This window comes from Streptomyces sp. NPDC055955 (assembly GCF_042270245.1).
Classification (GTDB): domain Bacteria; phylum Actinomycetota; class Actinomycetes; order Streptomycetales; family Streptomycetaceae; genus Streptomyces.
The window spans coordinates 140,750-158,875 of record NZ_JBHJYS010000021.1; the positions used below are offsets into that span (position 1 = coordinate 140,750).

Annotated in this window: 13 protein-coding genes; 2 read left to right on the top strand and 11 right to left on the bottom strand. The window is 70.6% G+C overall.

All coding sequences use genetic code 11. The features are described 5' to 3' along the window. The first annotated feature begins 233 nt into the window (after positions 1–233). Positions 234–464 (top strand): hypothetical protein, encoded by a 231-nt coding sequence (locus tag ACFC96_RS34030; protein WP_018535956.1) that lies wholly within the window; start codon positions 234–236, stop codon positions 462–464. A gap of 124 nt (positions 465–588) precedes the next feature. On the opposite strand, the gene ACFC96_RS34035 is transcribed toward ACFC96_RS34030, so the two are convergent. The 8 genes from ACFC96_RS34035 to ACFC96_RS34070 all read right to left on the bottom strand — a co-directional run bounded on the left by ACFC96_RS34035 (position 589) and on the right by ACFC96_RS34070 (position 14,550). Beyond that, positions 589–1,419, bottom strand: coding sequence for a trypsin-like serine protease (locus tag ACFC96_RS34035; RefSeq protein ID WP_376250788.1), 831 nt, complete (start codon positions 1,417–1,419; stop codon positions 589–591). A 155-nt stretch (positions 1,420–1,574) separates the two neighbouring features. Continuing rightward, a complete protein-coding gene (locus ACFC96_RS34040) occupies positions 1,575–3,113 on the bottom strand; it encodes an RNA polymerase sigma factor (RefSeq protein WP_376250786.1) in 1,539 nt (512 codons plus the stop codon). A gap of 463 nt (positions 3,114–3,576) precedes the next feature. After that, positions 3,577–4,464 (bottom strand): FadR/GntR family transcriptional regulator, encoded by an 888-nt coding sequence (locus tag ACFC96_RS34045; protein WP_376250784.1) that lies wholly within the window; start codon positions 4,462–4,464, stop codon positions 3,577–3,579. Positions 4,465–4,625: 161 nt separating this feature from the next. Continuing rightward, positions 4,626–6,647 (bottom strand): ATP-binding cassette domain-containing protein, encoded by a 2,022-nt coding sequence (locus tag ACFC96_RS34050; protein WP_376250782.1) that lies wholly within the window; start codon positions 6,645–6,647, stop codon positions 4,626–4,628. A gap of 189 nt (positions 6,648–6,836) precedes the next feature. Continuing rightward, positions 6,837–7,598 (bottom strand): NUDIX domain-containing protein, encoded by a 762-nt coding sequence (locus tag ACFC96_RS34055; RefSeq protein ID WP_376250780.1) that lies wholly within the window; start codon positions 7,596–7,598, stop codon positions 6,837–6,839. A 119-nt stretch (positions 7,599–7,717) separates the two neighbouring features. Continuing rightward, positions 7,718–9,628, bottom strand: coding sequence for a glycogen debranching N-terminal domain-containing protein (locus ACFC96_RS34060; protein WP_376615788.1), 1,911 nt, complete (start codon positions 9,626–9,628; stop codon positions 7,718–7,720). Positions 9,629–10,509: 881 nt separating this feature from the next. After that, positions 10,510–11,952, bottom strand: coding sequence for a DUF4192 domain-containing protein (locus ACFC96_RS34065; protein WP_376615790.1), 1,443 nt, complete (start codon positions 11,950–11,952; stop codon positions 10,510–10,512). Positions 11,953–12,390: 438 nt separating this feature from the next. Then, positions 12,391–14,550 (bottom strand): RecQ family ATP-dependent DNA helicase, encoded by a 2,160-nt coding sequence (locus ACFC96_RS34070; RefSeq protein ID WP_376615792.1) that lies wholly within the window; start codon positions 14,548–14,550, stop codon positions 12,391–12,393. 407 nt (positions 14,551–14,957) lie between these two features. Between ACFC96_RS34070 and ACFC96_RS34075 the strand changes: the two genes are divergently transcribed. After that, positions 14,958–15,599, top strand: a complete 642-nt coding sequence (locus ACFC96_RS34075; protein ID WP_376250773.1) for a hypothetical protein — start codon at positions 14,958–14,960, stop codon at positions 15,597–15,599. Between the two features lie 201 nt (positions 15,600–15,800). Here ACFC96_RS34075 and ACFC96_RS34080 read toward each other — a convergent pair whose 3' ends face one another. The 3 genes from ACFC96_RS34080 to ACFC96_RS34090 form a co-directional block, all read right to left on the bottom strand. Beyond that, complete coding sequence (locus tag ACFC96_RS34080) at positions 15,801–16,466, bottom strand: hypothetical protein (RefSeq protein ID WP_376250771.1); 666 nt, start codon at positions 16,464–16,466, stop codon at positions 15,801–15,803. A 67-nt stretch (positions 16,467–16,533) separates the two neighbouring features. Then, on the bottom strand, positions 16,534–17,235 hold the full coding sequence (locus ACFC96_RS34085; protein WP_376250769.1) for a ribonuclease HII: 702 nt from the start codon (positions 17,233–17,235) through the stop codon (positions 16,534–16,536). Positions 17,236–17,412: 177 nt separating this feature from the next. Next, positions 17,413–18,036 carry a TetR/AcrR family transcriptional regulator gene (locus tag ACFC96_RS34090; protein WP_376250767.1) on the bottom strand — a complete coding sequence of 208 codons (624 nt, stop codon included), beginning with the start codon at positions 18,034–18,036 and terminating at the stop codon, positions 17,413–17,415. Between the last annotated feature and the right edge of the window lie 90 nt (positions 18,037–18,126).

The window sequence follows — 18,126 nt, forward strand, 5'->3', positions numbered from 1 at the left end:
CTCCGGGCACGTCCTCATGAACAACCGACAAGCCAGTCGGCGAGGACCGACCCTGACGGAACGCGCGAACCCGTAAGACACGTAAGAGACGCAATACGGCACATTCGCCGCCAACCGGCAGCAGACAGCCCCTCGGAAAGATTTTTCGAGGAAAAGCCACGAGCGGGAACGTTTTCGGCCTGGTTGGATGTTGACCCTGGTACGACAGCTCGTCGAGCTAGAGAAGAGGCGACGTGACTACTGTTCTGACCCCCGCGAGCCCACTGACGGCCGCTGACCGCTGTGACCGTTGCGGCGCCCAGGCATATCTGCGCGTCGTGCTCATCAGCGGTGGTGAACTGCTCTTCTGCGCCCACCATGGTCGCAAGTTCGAGCCGGAACTCAAGAAGATCGCCGCTGAGATACAGGACGAGACGGAGCGCCTGACCGCCGCTCCGGCAAGCGCCGAAACCGAGGAACGCTGACGCCTCGCACAACGACGAGCCAGCTCCGGCCCAGGCCGGTGATCGGGCGGCCAACCCTGCACCACAGGGTGGCCGCCCGTCCTCGCATCAGCCCGGCATATGCCCATGAGGCGCCCTGAGGGCGTCAGACAGGCTTCGGCATGACGCGCATGGCCTCCGACACCCGGGCGTAGACGCCGGGGCTCCCAGGGCGCCCACAACCGTTCCCCCACGACACAAGCCCGATCAAACGCCCGTGCGCCACGAGAGGGCCGCCACTGTCTCCCTGACAGGCATCCCTCCCACCTTGCGGCTTCCCCGCGCACAGCATCGTGCGAGCGAGGAACGTTCCCTCGGAGCTGCCCGGATAGGCCGCCTCGCACTCGGAGTCACCCAGCACCTGCATGTCCGAGGCCCGCAGCGTGTTCGCGTAGTCGCCGGCCCCCGTGGTGTCGCCCCAGCCGTAGACCGCGGCGACCGTCCCGGCCGCGTACGCAGAGTCACCCGACCCCGCCATAGGGATCACGTATCGCTCGGGCAGCGGCGCGCGAAGCGTGACGACCGCCACATCCCCGGAGTTGGTTTCGGGGTCGTATTCGGGGTTGACCCAGGTGCGGCGTACCGGGACCTCAGTGCCCGACTTGGTCCGCAGGTCGTCACGCCCCGCGATGACCTTGAGGTCCCCCACGGCGCGCAGTGCGGTGCCCAGGACCTCGGGACTCAGACAGTGGGCGGCGGTCATGACGGTGGACCGCCCGACCACGACGCCTCCGCAGAACTGACCGGATCGGGTACCCCCGAACCGGTCACGGCTGGAGAGCGCCACCATCCATGGACTGTCGGCCACCCGGACCGGCCGGCCCCCGATGACAACACTGTCCGCGACCGAAGGAGCGGGGGAAGCCAGGGGCAGCAAGGCCGCCGCCGCCAGCAGGACAGGCGCCCGGAACGGCGTTCGGGCGAAGGGACGACGCATGCGGTGTCCTCACTCTGGGTTGTATCGACACACCCAGCGTGAGTGAACCTCGTGCGTCATGCACACGAGCACTTGGAAGGGCCCGGCACCCTGAGGGGTACCGGGCCCTTCCTTGACGTACTCACCGCCCGGATCCCGTCCGGGCGGTCGCGCTTCTAGTCCAGGTAGTCGCGCAGGACCTGCGAACGCGACGGGTGGCGCAGCTTCGACATCGTCTTGGACTCGATCTGACGGATCCGCTCACGCGTGACGCCGTAGACCTTGCCGATCTCGTCGAGGGTCTTCGGCTGACCGTCGGTGAGACCGAAACGCATCGAGACGACGCCCGCCTCGCGCTCCGAAAGGGTGTCGAGGACGGAGTGCAGCTGCTCCTGGAGGAGGGTGAAGCTGACCGCGTCGGCCGGCACGACCGCCTCGGAGTCCTCGATGAGGTCACCGAACTCGCTGTCGCCGTCCTCACCCAGGGGGGTGTGGAGGGAGATCGGCTCGCGGCCGTACTTCTGGACCTCGATGACCTTCTCCGGGGTCATGTCGAGTTCCTTGGCCAGCTCCTCCGGGGTGGGCTCGCGGCCCAGGTCCTGGAGCATCTGGCGCTGCACGCGCGCGAGCTTGTTGATGACCTCGACCATGTGCACCGGGATACGGATGGTGCGGGCCTGGTCGGCCATGGCGCGGGTGATGGCCTGACGGATCCACCAGGTGGCGTACGTGGAGAACTTGTAGCCCTTGGTGTAGTCGAACTTCTCGACCGCGCGGATCAGACCGAGGTTGCCCTCCTGGATCAGGTCCAGGAAGAGCATGCCGCGGCCGGTGTAGCGCTTGGCCAGGGAGACCACCAGACGGAGGTTGGCCTCCAGGAGGTGGTTCTTGGCGCGGCGGCCGTCCTCGGCGATGATCTCCAGCTCGCGCTTGAGTTTCGGCGCGAGCTTGTCGGCGTTGGCGAGCTTGTCCTCGGCGAACAGGCCGGCCTCGATGCGCTTGGCGAGCTCGACCTCCTGCTCGGCGTTGAGCAGCGGGACCTTACCGATCTGCTTCAGGTAGTCCTTGACCGGGTCGGCGGTGGCACCGGCCGCGGCGACCTGCTGCGCGGGCGCGTCGTCCTCGTCCTCGTCGGACAGGACGAAGCCCTGCGCGCCCTCCTCGCCGGGCTCGCCTTCGGCCTTGGCCGTACCGGGGGTCTCCTCGGTGGCCTCGTCGTCGACCTCGTCGTCCTTCTTGCCGGACGTCTTCTTCGCCGCCGCCTTCTTGGCGACGGTCTTCTTGGCGGCGGCCTTCTTGGCCGTCGTCTTCTTGGCTGCGACCTTCTTGGGTTCGGCGTCCTCAGCCTCGACCTCGACGGCCGAGGACTCGGGGGTGGCCGTGGCAGCGACCTTCTTCGCCGTGACCGTCTTGGCGGCGACGGTCTTGGTGGCGGTGCGCTTGACCGGGCTCTTAGCTGCGACGCTCTTGCGGGGGCGTTTCGGCTCCGCGGCACTGACCATCAGCGTCACACCCTCTTCCTCGAGGATCTGATTGAGGCTGCGCAGAACGTTCTTCCACTGAGTGGCCGGAATCTGGTCGGCCTCGAAGGCACGGCGCACGTCGTCGCCGGCGATCTGGCCATCAGCCTTTCCCCGCTCAATGAGCGCCATGACAGAGACGGACTCGGCGATCTCCGGCGGGAGCGTACGGGATGTGCTGGCCGACACGAACAACCTCTCGGAACGTTGGAAAACGGCTTCCGGCCCCGTCCTGTGAGGACCGGAGCCGACGACCGCCGGCTTGGGGATGGGCCGACGGCGCGGGCGGGCGCCGGGGAGATGCACAGCGCCGAACACGGCTGCTGTATTCCCTCCTCGGCTGTCACCTCTTAGGTCATCGCGCTGTTCCGAGGAGCGTTACGCCCAATCTGCGTGGCCCGAGTCACACCCCGTAAGCGGTCAAAAACTACTGGATACGGTCAAACATAGCCACTCTTCTGGTACCCAGCTCGACCCGACGGAACCCATGGTCCACACATGTGTCGCCGGATCGCGCCGGGTCCCGGGGGATCAGGCGCGATCCGGCGGCACATGGGGAACAGATGGTGGGGCGCGTCCGGGCCGCGCGGCGCATCGAGCACCGAGGGCCTGCACCGAGGCGCCGGATCACCTGATCGCCGGATCACCGAGAGACGCGTCAGTGCTCGCGGGGCGCGGGGACCACACGTTCGACATCGGGGTGGACGGTGAGCAGCTGGCGCATCGCCGCCTCCGCGCCCGTGCCGTCGCCCGCGGCGAGGGCGTCGGCGATCCGGCCGTGGTGGGCGACAGCCGCCTCGTTCGGGCGGTCGCAGCCCGTGACGGGGCCCCCGGAGACCTGGAGGGCGGCGGAGACGATGCCGGACAGGTGCTCGAGCATGCGGTTGCCCGCCAGCTGGATGAGCAGGGAGTGGAACTCGGCGTCGGCGCGCGCGAAAGTGATCGGGTCGCCCTGCCCCAGGGCATGCCCCATGATCTCGACCATGTCGGTGAGCCGCTGCTGGACGTCCTCACGGCCGTGTCCGGCCGCGAGCCGAGCGGCGAGGGGCTCGATCGTCCAGCGCAGCTCGTTCAGCTCGCGGCGCTGGTCATCGCGCTGCGGACCGAAGGCGCGCCATTCGATGATGTCCGGGTCGAGCAGGTTCCAGTCACTGACGGGGCGGACGCGGGTGCCGACATTGGGGCGGGCACTGACCAGGCCCTTCGCCTCCAGGACGCGGAGCGACTCGCGGACGACGGTGCGGGACACCTCGAATCGCTGGCCGATCTCCTCGGGCACGAGCGGGCGGTCCGCGCCGAGGTCCCCGGAAACGATCATCTGGCCCAGCTGCTGGACGAGTTGGCCGTGCAGACCACGCCCGCGGCTACCGGCGGCCCGCCGTCCCATCCGGCCGAGATCCTGGTCCGCGACATCCCAAACAGGGGCGCCCACACGGTCGGTGCCATTTGCCTCCCCATAGGGGTAACGGTCGAGTTCGCCCGAGCCGGCCATGCCGGAGTCGGCGGAGCGGGCGGCGGTCATCATGGTGTGCGCAAGGGTACTCACGGATCTGTTGTCGGCGTCGCTCCCAAGTCCCTTGAGGTCTTTGGTGAAAAGCACACGAAAGGGTGATCGCTTACCCCATCGCAATTGACGCCTTATCGGACGGAAATAAGCGCTCGTCGGGGAGTTGTGCGCGAGGCCGGACCAAAGGCGCCGGGCGGTCGTCATCGAGCCCTGGGGCGCAGCACTGTGAGCAGATAAGCGCAGAGCAGAGCGGTCAGCGACAACATCAGCGCACTGCCCACGGGTTGGGCGATCATGCGCAGTCCGGCAGCCAGAACACGCTCCGCCCCGAACGGCCAGTGCACGAGGGCCAGATCACGAAGCCTCGACGGAAGTCCCGCCGCCGTTCGCACAGATGGTCCCTCCAAGGCCTTCTGTACCAAAGGCACGACGAGGATCGGTACGGCGAGTACAGCGGCCAGTCCGGCCGTCGTGGACCGGAAGACACCGGCAGCCAGCACCCCTGCCCAGGCGCAGCCCACGACGAGCGCCAGCCAACTCGCGCTCGTCGAAAGCCAGTCGGCGGGAACTTTGGTGAGCTCTTCTCCGTATACAAGGTGGAGCAGCACCGCGTCGGAGATGACGACGAGGAAGGCCAGCGAGACGGCGATGGCCGCTGCGACCACGAGTTTCGCGCAGAGAAGCCCCAGGCGACGGGGGACGGTGCCACGGTCGGCGGCGAGCGCAGGGTGACGGAACTCGTCGCCGAACGCGAAGGCCCCGAGCAGCCCCGCACCCAGGGCAGCCGGCGGAAGCGGTAGTTCCTGCGGCCAGGCGGCCAACAGGTGCGCCTGCGGGGTGTGCCCTGTTCGCGCGAGCAGCACGGCGACGATCGCGGAGGCGACGAGGACGGCAGCCGCGGTGAGGTATCCGGTGGCGATGCCGGTTGCCCGGCGGACCTCGTAACGCAGCGGACGGAGCGGGCTGGGGGCGGGGTGGATCGTGATGGGGGGCGGGAGGGGGGAGAGGGGGGCGGGGGGAGAGACGGGGGCTGAAGGAGTTCTGGGCGCCTGCGGTCCCGGTTCGTCGGACGGCGGGGCCGAGGAGGAAGCCAGGGAGGAGGCGCCGCCCAGGTCCGCGTCGGCGGGGAGCGGCACGAAGGTGCCCATGGAGTGCGGGGATTCCTGAGTGGAGCGAGCGTGTGCCCGCGCCGGCGCAGGCGGTGCGGCGATCTCTTCCGATGGCGCCATGGCCGGAAGAGACGCGTCTGCTTCGGACCGCGCATTCGCGACGGTCGTCCGGGGCACGGTCGGCTTCTCCGCCTCCCGGACAGCTTCAGTGCGCGCCCGCGCCGGAACGCTGACCGCGGGCCCCGCATCCCCGATCTCGTCCGCGAGTTGGTGGACCAGGATGCTGTGGCGGAACGCGGTTTCACCGACGTCCGCGCAGTTACTGCCGTACACGGAGAGCCGGCTGCCGCCCTCGTTCACGACCTCGACGGAACGCTGCGTCGCGCGTGCCTCCTTGGCCAGCAGGACACCGAGCCGGGCCGCATGTGGGCTGCGGACGGCGACGCGTGGGCGCAGCTTCGTACGGGAGAAGTCCGCGACGCCCTGGTCCGCGATGACGCGTCCCGCCTCCAGGCTGACCACGCGGTCAGCCGTCAGCGCCGCCTCCCTGGCATCGTCGGTGGTGAAGAGCACGGTGCCGCCGAGCGAGGCGTGGGCCCGCAGGATGTCGTGCAGCCACTTGCCCTCGCGCGTCGAGAGGCCGTCCGCGGGCCTGTCGAGGACGAGCGTGTGTGGATCGGCGAGAAGCGCGCAGGCGAGGCCGAGGCGCCGGTCCATGCCTCGCGAGAGCGTGCCGAGCCGCTGCTCACGGAGGCTGACGAGGCCGACGACTTCGAGTACCTCGTCCGCACGCTGCACCGGCACGCCTGCGGCCGCGCACAACATACGCAGCTGTCCGCGTACGGTGCGGGACGGATGCCCCCGGACTTCGCCGAGCAACACGCCGACTTCTCGGGAGGGATGGGGGATGCGGTGCAGGGGACGGCCTCTGAAATGCGTGATTCCACGGCCTTGTTGAAGTTCGAGCATCAGCCTGACGGCCGTCGTCTTACCGGACGCGCGGGCGCCGAGCAGCGCTGTGACGCGACCCGTCGGCGCCTCGAAGGACACGTCGTCGACAGCGGGCGGGAGCTCCTGGCGGGGATTGCTGGTCAGTCCGAAGGCCTGGATCATCGCTTCTCTCGCAGGATGTGCGACCGCTCGGCGGCCGGGGCCCTTCCGCCGAGCGGGGACGGACGAACCCCGTAGGTACCACAACAAGATAACGCGACATTTCCGACTTATCGGTCAGGGTGAGGCTCCGGGTGTCCCAGCGCGGCGCGGGCATGGAGAGCCCAGGGGTCAGGCCCGATCAGCTCCGGGTCACACCTCGGGGCGCAGCATCGGCGGATTGAGCAGCGTCGCGCCCCCGGCCCGGAAGAGCTGCGCCGGCCTGCCGCCCTGGCGGGTGGTGGTTCCGCCGGTGGGCACGAGGAAGCCCGGGGTGCCCGTCACCTTGCGGTGGAAATTGCGCGGATCGAGCGCGACGGCCCACACCGCCTCGTACACGCGCCGCAGCTCGCCGACCGTGAACTCGGGCGGGCAGAAGGCCGTGGCGAGTGAGGAGTACTCGATCTTCGAGCGGGCACGCTCCACGCCGTCCGCGAGGATCTGCGCGTGGTCGAAGGCCAGGGGCGCCGGCTGCTCACCCTCGCGCCCGTACCCGCTCGGGTTCAGCAGATCCTCCACGGGTGCCCAGCGCGCACTGTGCGCGTCTCCGCCCGCACGCGGTGCCGGCAGATCCGGTGCCAGGGCCAGATGAGCGACGCTGACCACGCGCATGCGAGGGTCACGCTTGGGGTCGCCGTAGGTGGCCAGCTGCTCCAGGTGCGCGCCGTTGACCTGGTCCGGGTCCGCGGGATCATGGGCGCAGAGCCCGGTCTCCTCGATCAGTTCGCGCGCCGCGGCCGACGACAGGTCCTCGTCGTCCCGGACGAAGCCGCCGGGGAGTGCCCAACGTCCCTGGAACGGCGGTTCGCCTCGCCGCACGGCGAGCGCGCAGAGCGCGTGACGGCGCACGGTCAGCACGACCAGGTCGACAGTGACTGCGAAGGGCGGGAAGGCCGACGGGTCGTAGGGCGACATGCCGCGATCATAGTCGTCTTCCTGACGATAAACACTCCCTTCGCGATCGTCGATCAAGGGCTTCTTCGAAGTCCCCGGGGTGGGATCGCGCCGATCTTCCGAACTCGCGTCCGCGCCGGTCACACCCCCAACTGCAGCCCGCCGGCCGCCTCCTCGACCATGGCGAGACCGAGCCTGCTGACCCGCACCGAGAACGGGGCGCCCGCGACCCGCAGCCCGGCCAGACCGATCTCCCCCAGGGGTGCGCTGCGCATCGGTCTCAGCGTCACCGTCCCAGCAGGCGCGTCAGGCCGGATCCCGACGAGAGAGGTGAGGAGCTGCACCCCTGACGCCGCGGCGGTGGCCGCGGGTCTGCAGGCGGCCGGATGCGGAAGCGGGGCGCCCCCTTCGGAGCGCTGCTCCCCCGCGTACATCTCGGGCAGCCGGAACCCGAAGGCCTCGGCCGCGGACAGGACACCCCGCAGCAGCGAACTCGACTCCTTCTCGTAGCCCGCAGCGGCCAAGCCGCCCACTGCCAGAGCCGTCTCCTGCACGCGTACGGCTCCGCCACGGTGTCCGAACGGGTTGTACGACGCCTCCCGTACGCCCAGACTGCGTAGACCCCATCCCGAGTCGAGCGCCGGACCGCCCAGGAGCCGCGCGAGCTGTTCCGTCTGCACCTTGTCGAGGAGGCCCGGCGCCATCAGACCGCCGCCGAGGAGCCCTGTGTCGAGGAGATGGGCCGCGGCGCTGCCCAGATGAGGCAGGAGTCGCCCGTCAGGCGTGCGGGCGGCTGCGGGCCGACCGCCTCCACGGTCCTCGACCCAGAAGTCCTCCCTGAACCTCGTCCGCAGTGCCTCAGCCCACTGGCGCAGTTCCACGGCACCGGGTCGGCCGTGGGCGTCGAGGAGATCCGCGCCGAGCAGGGCGGCCCGGTGGGCGTGTGCCTGGGTCTCGCAGCGCAACGGCCCTCCGGGACCGGGGTCCGCCAGGTACGCCCTGTCGCCGACGGCGGCCCGCAGCCACTGCAGGCAGCGCTCCGCCTTGGGCAGCAGCTCTGCGACCTCCTGCTCGGGAAGGCCCCAGCGTCTCGCCTCCGCGAGGAGCGCCGGAAACAGGAGCGTCGCTTCGGTTCCGGTGCAGCCGGGCGGCAGGTGCGGACCGGCATCCCTCAACGGGCCCGGAATCATCCCCGACTCCCGCCCCTTTCCCTGGAGTTGGGTCCGAGCGAGGGCCCTGAGCGTTCCCGCGGCCAACCGCGTCCCCAGAGGGAGCGCCATCCGCGCGGCCGCCAACGCCTCGGCCGGAGCCAGACCGCAGCGCCAGGGCGCGCCGGCGGCGAGGTAGAGGTCTGAGGGGCACGCCGGGTCGCGCAGCAGCAGCGCTTGCAGGTCCTCTGCGCAGGTTCTCAGCAGCGGCCCCACTCGTGCGTCGTCCCCAGCCGATGCTGCCGCGGCGAATGGGCGTACGGCCCCATGCCCGACCGGCCTGCTCGCCGCCCCGCCGTCGGCCCGTACCCGTAGTTCGACACTCCAGGTGCCGCCCGGAGGCAGATCGCACTCCCAGCGCAGCAGCCCGGCGGAGGCGAGGGCATCGCGAGGCGGCGGATCGGCGGTGACGACGGCGTGGCCTGCCGACGACGACCACCGCATGCCGGAGTCGTGCACGGTGGCGGACAGGTCACGCCCCGGCCGCCCGGCCGCCACCGCGCCCAGCTCGGCCAGATCCGTACCGAGCGCGACCTCGACCGGCAGTCGCAGCGGTCGGGTGGCCGAGCTGCGCAGCGTGATCCGCTCCGTGCCGTCGGCATGCCGGATCCGTTCGACCATGATGTCCGGGTCGGGGCCACCGTCCACGACAGGTCTCAGCGTCGCCACGAACCGGGCCCGGTCGGCGGCGACCATGCGGGCCTGCACCGCGATCGGCTCGCGCCCCGCCACGCGGAGCAGGCAGCGCGACAACACGCGGCGCCCCGCGCGGTAGAACCCTTCCAACCCGTCGCCTGTCAACTGCCCTTGCTGCGAGGAGATCGCGAGCGAGGGCAGCGCCACACAGATCAGCGTGGAGTGTGCCGGCGGCAGCTCCGTGGAGCGCCTGGGAGCCGGGGCGTTCGCGCGAGGGGCGTGCACATGTGGCGGCTGAGCGTTGCGGACAGGGGATGGAGCCGAGGCCGGATCCTTGAGGCGGTCCGGGGCGATCTCTGGAGAGACCGCCGACGTCACAGCTTGAGCGGATGGCGCACCCGAGACGATGGTGGACAGCCCCGCCATGACGATCGACGGTCCGGCGGTGGCGACGGCTGACGGTCGCGCGCTCTCGGATGGCGCTTCCGGACCCAACGCCGTCGAAGACACTCCGACGGGCGCGGTCGACAGCTCAGCCGGTGGAGGAGGTGCGACCCCCACGGCGATTCCACGGGCCTGGCCGACACCTCCGACAAGGCGGTCGACGAACGAGTCCTCCAAGGAGGGGCTCTCGCAGGTGCCCTTGGACGAGTCTTCGGGCTCCGGTGCTCGTGCAGCTGACGGCATCACCGCTGCCTCGCCTCCGGACGACCACCAGTACCGGTATGGCAGGGCGGGCCCGCGGCACCTGGTGGGGCGTCCGCCTCCAGGGCGGGCACCACGGGTACGGCGCAGGTCAATACGGCGGACACGGTCGACGACGCGGAGGGCGGCATGGGGTGGCTCCTTCCGTGCTGGGCGCGCGCGAGGCGCCGATGGCGCTCCGAAGGGTCGGCGGGGGAACTGCGGCGCGGCCCGGTCAGAGGCTGTGCCACAGAGGTGAACGGGCCTGCCCCACCCCGAGTCACGCCCGCGGCGCAGGAAGCCCAGCAGCCGACGCCCCATGCCCGTACCCGACTCCCGGCACCGACCGGCGCCCGCTCGGCCACATGCGCGGGCCCACAGGGCCTGCGCCGACGAGTCGGTACTCATCCGTCACGCCTCGTCCCCTGCCGACTCACGCGGCGACGTCCCTGCGGTCGCCGCGGCGCACGCACCCCAGGCTGGGAAGGTCCCTTGCCCGCACCGGCACGTCGCGATCCGCGCCGACGCAGAGCGGCCTCCAGGGCCCGCGTCACCCGATCCTCGGCCGGTTCCCGAGAGCCCTCGGCACTCGGCCTCCCAGGGGGTCCTGCGCACTTACCGCCAGCTGCGCCTTCGCCGTCGACACCGGCACCCGCGCCTACCGCCACTGCTGCCTCGGGCACGTCAAAGGCCCTCTCCGTATGCGCCTCGGACGGTGTCACGTTCCGCTCGTCCCGTGCCTTGCGCAGGCTGCGCCGCACCGGCTCCGGATCCAGGTCCGCGCTGCACGCCTCCATGAGGAGCCGGGCGAAGACGTACCGCGGATCCGCGGCCAGAGCCATGTCCAACGCCTCGCCGGCCTCCACGCGGTCGCCCAGAGACCACGCGACCCAGCCGGCGAGCGTCAGCGGCGCCGCAGCATGCTCGCCGTACGGGCCCACACAGCGCCGGGCCAGAGCTCGCCAAAGACGCAGAGCAAGCGGCGCCTCGTCGCCCTCCATCCACTCGGCGGCGTGGTCCCGGGTCAGCCGGTCCTGGAGGCCAAGGATCAACCTGGCCGCCTCGTCGTGCGCGAGCTGCTCGTCGTCCCTGAGATCTGCTTCCAGCGTGTCGTCACCGGTCGGCAGCTGCCCGAAACGGCTCCAGACCCGCCGTGCGAGATCGAGCGTCTCGTTCGCGACCTCGGCGCGCGGGACTCCGGCGAGAATCCTGGGGACGAGAGCCATGGCCGCGGCGTCCAGCGCGTGCTCCTGTTGCGGCACGGCTGCCGTCTGCCACGGCGTGAGCCGGGCCCTCATCTCCCTCGGCGGGCGCCGCACTTGGATGCCTGCATAGGTCATCGCGGCCGCCGTGACGGACGTGCCGGACGCGGCCAGCGGTGTGCCGTCGGGCGGGCAGCACTCCTCGACCGGGCAGCTGTACGACCAGAAGTGATCGTCGGAGATGCAGAGGGCCTCGACCACGGGAACGTCGAGGCGGCCGCACGCCAAACGCAGCATCTGCGCCAGCGGTTGCAGGCGCTCCATCACCTGCCGTCCCGTCTCGGTGGTCCTCGGATCCCGGCACAGGAACGCGACGATGCCGTCCGGTGTTCCGTCCTTGCGCTCGCATCCGCTGATCAGGCACTTGGCCATCTCTTCCGCGACGGAGGGCCAGTCGCCGGGCCGCTCGGGGATTCCGAGTCGCACGCGGCCGCCGAAGCGTCCGCGGTGCAGAGCGACGAGCACGATGCTGTCCTCGGGCTTGAACCCGAGCAAGTACGGGAGCGCCTCGGCCAGTTCGGACGGGTTGCGCAGGGTGATCTGTTCCGTGCCGGGTGCGCCGGCTGCTTCGCTGTGATTCGTCATGTGACGACCATGCCGCGAATCTCAAGATTCCGTTTTGGCCTGTGGACAACCCGGATCAGGGACACGACAGGAGTTGTCCACAGGCCAGGAGAATCGCTCGCGTGAAGCGAACCATCAGGTCATGCTCGTCCCGGGCGAGTTGGCTGTTGTCGACGGGATGTCCCGGCGCCCGTCGAGGGGACGGGCGACCGGCAGTCTTCGAGGTCGAAGCACCCAACGCCGTCTGCAGCAAGCGCTGCAGGGCATGACGCCTCGGTCCAAGGCGTCGACGCCACGTCAGCGGCAAGGCACAGGCGAGAACTTCAGGTGTGAGACGTGACCAGGGAGGGGCCGGACTGTCGACCCCGGTCTCCGAGTGGGCCCGCTTGCACATGCCGAGGCCGGGCGCCCCCCCGCTCGCGTGGTCGGGTCAGGCTCAGCCTCGAGTGGTCACATGCCTCAGCCCGCAGCAGCCAGGACCAACGGCAGAACCTGCGCGCTCCCCGCCTTCCGGAGCAGTCGCGCAGCCACCGCGAGGGTCCAGCCGGAGTCCGTGTAGTCGTCCACGAGCAGGACGGGACCGGGAGCGCCGGCCAGGGCGGCGGCCAGGTCGTCAGGAACGGTGAAGGTGCCTGACAGTGCCCTGAGGCGCTGGGCGGAATTGCTGCGGCGTACCGGGTGTACGTCCCCCGGCCCCGTGTATGCCAGCGTGCCCAGGAGAGGGAGGCGTCCGATGGTCGCGATTCCCTGGGCGAGCGAACCGACCAGTTGCGGCCGGGTCAGCGACGGCACGGCGACGACTCCCACCGGTCGGGCGGAGGCGTCCGGAACGGTCGGCGCCCAGCCCCCGGGCGAGCGCGCCCAGTCGGCGATGACCGCCACCGCGGCCTTCAGGACGTCGTCGGGGACGGGCCCGTCGGGCGCGTTCTCGGCCAGCAGCGGGCGGAGTCGGTTGCCCCAGCCGATGTCCGAGAGCCGTCCCAGGGCGCGCCCGGTGGAGCATTGTTCCTTGGCCGGGATGCGCCCCTTGAGGTCGATGCCCAGTGCGGGCATCCCCGTCGGCCACATGCGGCGCGGCTCGACCTCCACCCCCGGGCGGTCCAGCTCCCTGGCCGCCCCCGTCAGCACCTCCGCAGAAACCGAGGAATCGGCCCACACTCCCGCGCAGTTGTCGCAGCGGCCGCACGGAACCGCGCCCTCGTCGTCCAACTGCTCGCGCAGGAACTCCATCCGGCACTGGGACGTACTCGCGTAGTCCCGCATGGCCTGCTGCTCGGTCGACCGCTGCTTGGCCACCCACGCGTAGCGCTCGGAGTCGTACACCCAGTCGGCCCCCGTGGCCGTCCAGCCGCCCTTGACGCGCTTGACCGCGCCGTCCACGTCCAGCACCTTCAACATCGACTCCAGGCGGCTGCGCCGAAGATCGACTGCCGCCTCCAGGGCAGGCACGGACAGCGGACGTCCCGCACCTTCGAGAGCCGAAAGGGTCTGCCGTACCTGCGCCTCGGGCGGGAAGGCCGTATCGGCGAAGTAGCGCCAGATGGCCTCGTCCTCCTTGCCCGGCAGCAGCAGCACATCGGCGTGGGCCACCCCACGGCCCGCACGCCCCACCTGCTGGTAGTAGGCGATCGGCGAGGACGGCGAGCCGAGATGGATCACGAATCCCAGGTCCGGCTTGTCGAAGCCCATTCCCAGCGCGGAGGTCGCGACCAGCGCCTTCACCCGGTTCTCCTGCAGGTCGATCTCGGCCTGGAGTCGGTCGGCGTTCTCCGTCTTGCCCGTGTACGAGGCCACGTTGAAGCCGCGCTGGCGCAGGAAGGCCGTGGCCTCCTCGGCCGCCGCCACCGTCAGCGTGTAGATGATTCCGGAGCCCTGGAGCTCGTCCAGATGCTCGGCGAGCCAGCCCAGACGATGCGCAGCGTCCGGCAGTCGGACGACGCCCAGGCGCAGGCTTTCCCGATCCAGGGGTCCACGGAGCACCAGCGCTTCACCGGCTCCCGTACCCAGCTGATCCGCGACGTCCGCCGTGACACGCGCGTTCGCCGTCGCGGTGGTGGCCAGGACCGGCACACCGGCGGGAAGCTCGGCCAGCATGGCCCGCAGCCGACGGTAGTCCGGCCGGAAGTCATGGCCCCAGTCGGAGATGCAGTGCGCCTCGTCGACGACGAGCAGTCCCGTCGTGGCCGCGAGCTTGGGCAGGACCTGATCGCGGAAATCCACGGAATTGAGGCGTTCCGGGCTCACGAGGAGGACGTCGGTCTCGCCGCGCTCGACCTCCTCGTAGATCGTGTCCCATTCCTCGGGGTTGGCCGAGTTGATCGTGCGCGCCTGAATGCCGGCCCGCGCCGCCGACTCGACCTGGTTACGCATGAGCGCCAGCAGTGGCGAGATGATCACCGTGGGACCGGAGCCACGCCGCCGCAGCAAGGCCGTGGCCACGAAGTACACCGCCGACTTGCCCCAGCCGGTGCGCTGCACGACAAGAGCGCGGCGGCGCTCCTCGACGAGGGCCGCCACCGCCTGCCACTGATCCTCCCGAAGGCGTGCCGAACCCCCCGGGTCGCCGACCAGCTCAGCGAGGATGGCGTCGGCTTCGGCACGCAGCTCCTGGTTACTCATGCCCCCCATGCAACCTCACACCACTGACAACGGCCCAATCCCCCGCCGTGATGATCAACGCCGGCCCCGTCCGTCCGGCCGCCCGGACAGTCCCCCACCAGGCGCCGAGCCCTTCTTCATGTCGTCCCCGGGGCGCCGGATCAACGAGGTCGGGCGGTGTTGCCGCTGGCCTCGACCGTAAAGCCATGATCCTGGCGTCGCAGGTGGCGGCATTGGGCAGGGATATAGCCGACGCTTCCGCAGATACCGGCTCCCGGCCCCAATTGCTCGTTGCCGCAAGCCAGTGCGAAGGGAAGAATTGGAATCGCTCCCGCGCGGCTCGATCGTGGTCCGGTAGGGCTGTGCCGCGGTGCGCTCCCGCAGTCCGACCCCGCCCGCAGTGTGGGCGCGTAGCCGAAGGGAGGACCGTGACCTTCGGATTCGCTCCGTCCTCGGCGGCATCGTTGTCGACGTCATCGACGCGTGCCGACATGTCCGCCGACTCCGCCAACCAACTCGCCAGGATGCTCGAACCCGCGGAATGGGCCGCGGCGGGGATCCCGCTGCTGCGCAATCCGCGCGAGGTCGTCAGCGGCCTGCACGCCCGGCACCGCCCCAAGCACCAGACGGCCGTCGTGGCCGTTCTCGATACGGAGGAGCGGCTCAGCGCCAGCGCGTCCTTCACCCGGCGCGCGAGCGCCGCGGACGGCTGGGTGTTCCGCAACGCGCTGCTCACACATCTGCGCCGGGTCATCCCGCACGACCTCCGACGCCGTACACCGGTCCGAACGGCCGTGCTGCTCTACTGCCGTGAGGGCGACACGCAGTGGACGGAGGAGGACGGTGCATGGATGTGGGGGCTGCGGGACGCGTGCACACTTCATGGGCTGCGCTGCGGGGCGTACATCACCATGACGCGGGACGGCTGGCAGGTACTCGGCGAAGGGCGGAGTGGCAGGCGACCGAGCCTCGGATCGACGCCCGAAGCGTTCGAGGGCGGCAGCGAGCTGCCGCTGCCGCGCGCGGGAGGAGCAGCGTCGGAGGTACTGCGCCGCGCGGCTGCCCGCTGAGAGCAGCGTCGGTGGTACCGGACCGCACGCCCACCCGCAGAGAGCCGCGTCGGAGGTAGCGCGCCGCACCCCACCCGCTGAGAGCTGCCACGAGAACGGGCCCTGCCGACACGAGCCCCTGCCGACACGGGACGCAGACACACGGCGCCGCCGGCCGCCCGCGGAACCGTCGAGCGGTCCGGGCAGCCGGCGCGCGGCGTGTCAGACTCCGGCACCCAGCAGGGAGTTGATCCGCTGCGGGTCGCCGCACACGATCAGCAGGGCGCCCGCCCGGCCGAGGGCGAGAGGCAGAGCGGTGGCGGCCGCCTCGTCGGCACCGCCGTTCAGCGCGACGACGACCACAGGCCGCTTCGAAGCGCGCCCGGCGGCCCCGGCGTCGGCGTAGAAGACGTCGTCACCCGCGTCGTGCTGCGCCCAGTAGGCGGCGTCGCCGAACGACAGCTCGTGCGTGGCCCACGGGTGCGGGTCACCGGTGGTGATCACCAGCACCTCGCCGGGCGCCCGGCCCGAGTCGAGGAGCAGGTCGACGGCTTCCTCCGCGGCGTCCAGGGCGCCCTCGACCGAAGCCGGGATCAGCTGGATCTGCGGCTGCTCGGCCGCGTTCGCCGAAGCGGGCGCGGTCGGCACGGCAGCGGGGGCGGCCGGAGCCGAAGGCCCCGGCTTGGCGGCGGACACCGACTCGCGCGACGTGCGCTGCGCGGGCGGCATCGGCCGTGCGGGACCCGGGCGTCCGGGTCGCGGCGGCGCCGCAGGACGCGGGCCGGGTACGGGGCGGGGGGTCGGCGCGTTGCGGCCGCTGGGGGCCGAAGTGGCGCGGGGACCCTGGGCACTCTCGTGAATCTGAGGCTCCTCGGGAAGGAGAGGCATGAGCTGATGTCTATCAAACGCCGGTGCGAGTGGCACCGGCGGGTGGCACATGAGTGCGAACGGAAGATCAGAAGTCGAAGCCGAGCTGGCCTTCGATCTCCGGAACGTTTCCGTCCGCCCAGATGCGGGCCTTCTTGAGGTGCCGCCACTGGGGCAGCGCATCAAGATACGCCCACGTGAGCCGGTGGAACGGGGTGGGCCCCCACTCCTCCAGCGCGGCCTTGTGGACCGGCGACGGATAACCGGCGTTGTCCGCAAAACCGAAGTCTGCATGTTCGATGCCCAGTTCGGCCATCATTTTGTCGCGCCGAACCTTGGCGATCACCGATGCCGCGGCGACGGCCACACAGGACCTGTCGCCCTTGATCACCGTGCGGACCTGCCAAGGAGCGCCGAGGTAGTTGTGCTTGCCGTCGAGGATGACCGCGTCCGGACGGACCGGAAGAGCCTCGAGGGCGCGCACCGCGGCGAGCCGCAGGGCCGCCGTCATCCCCAGCTCGTCGATCTCCTCGTGGGAGGCGTGCCCGAGAGCATGTGCCGTCACCCAGCTCTCCAGCGTCTCGGCGAGCACCTCGCGCCGCTTCGGGCTGATCAGCTTGGAGTCGGTGAGACCTTCGGGCGGTCGGCGCAGCCCGGTGACGGCTGCGCACACAGTGACCGGTCCCGCCCACGCACCGCGACCGACCTCGTCGACACCGGCGACGATCTTGGCTCCGGTGGTGGCGCGCAGTGAGCGCTCGACGCTGTGAGTGGGTGGTTCGTACGGCATGGCGCCAGATAGCGTACGCCGCCTCGACCTCTCAGCGACACCCCGGTACGACCAGCTCCGTCTCCCCGGTGAGACCCGTGCGGCAGGAACCCTCGGTTCACGGCCGACCGGGCAGAGGCGCGGCCCCTGACGCCAGGCCCGAATCCACAGCCCACAAGCCGCCGGCGCCGCCCCGCGTCACGCCCCCGGCGGCCGCAGCAGCGGGACCATCACCTGATCGATCATCTCCGTGAGATCACGCTCGCTCCATTCGCTTGCGCACACCTTCGACCGGTACATCATCATCGCCGGGATGACATCGCAGACGTATGCGTCCGTGGCGCCGGGGCGCACCTCCCCCCGCCCGATCCCACGGCGTACGACCTCCTTGATCAGCTCGACGCTCGGCTCGACGACGCCCTCGAAGATCACCTCATGGAAGCGCTGGGCCGTCGCCGAGTCGCACTCGTGAAGCACCGACCGCAGAGCGAAGCCGGGGCGCGAGTACATCGCCTCGCGCATCAGGCGGCACAACTCGAGCAGGTCCTCCCGGACGCTGCCGCGGTCAGGCGCGCCGTCGAGTCTGGGCAGCGCCGCCTGGAGGGCGTCCACGACGAGCTCCTCCTTGGAGGGCCACCGGCGGTAGACGGCGGCCTTGCCCGTCTGCGCCCCGGCGGCGACGCCTTCCATCGTGAGGGCGTTCCAGCCGACCGTACTGAGCTGCTCCAGCGCGGCTTCCAGGATGGCCCGCTCCAGGACGGGGCCACGCCGGCGCAGGGTGGCCGTCCGAGCGGGGGCGGCCGTCCAGCGCGAAGTATCCATCGTCTTCTCTCCGTTGGGGATCCGGGTGTTCAAGGCAGCTTCTTCAGTGAACGGTTGCGTTCACTGATGGGGAGTCACTACCGTTCGGCT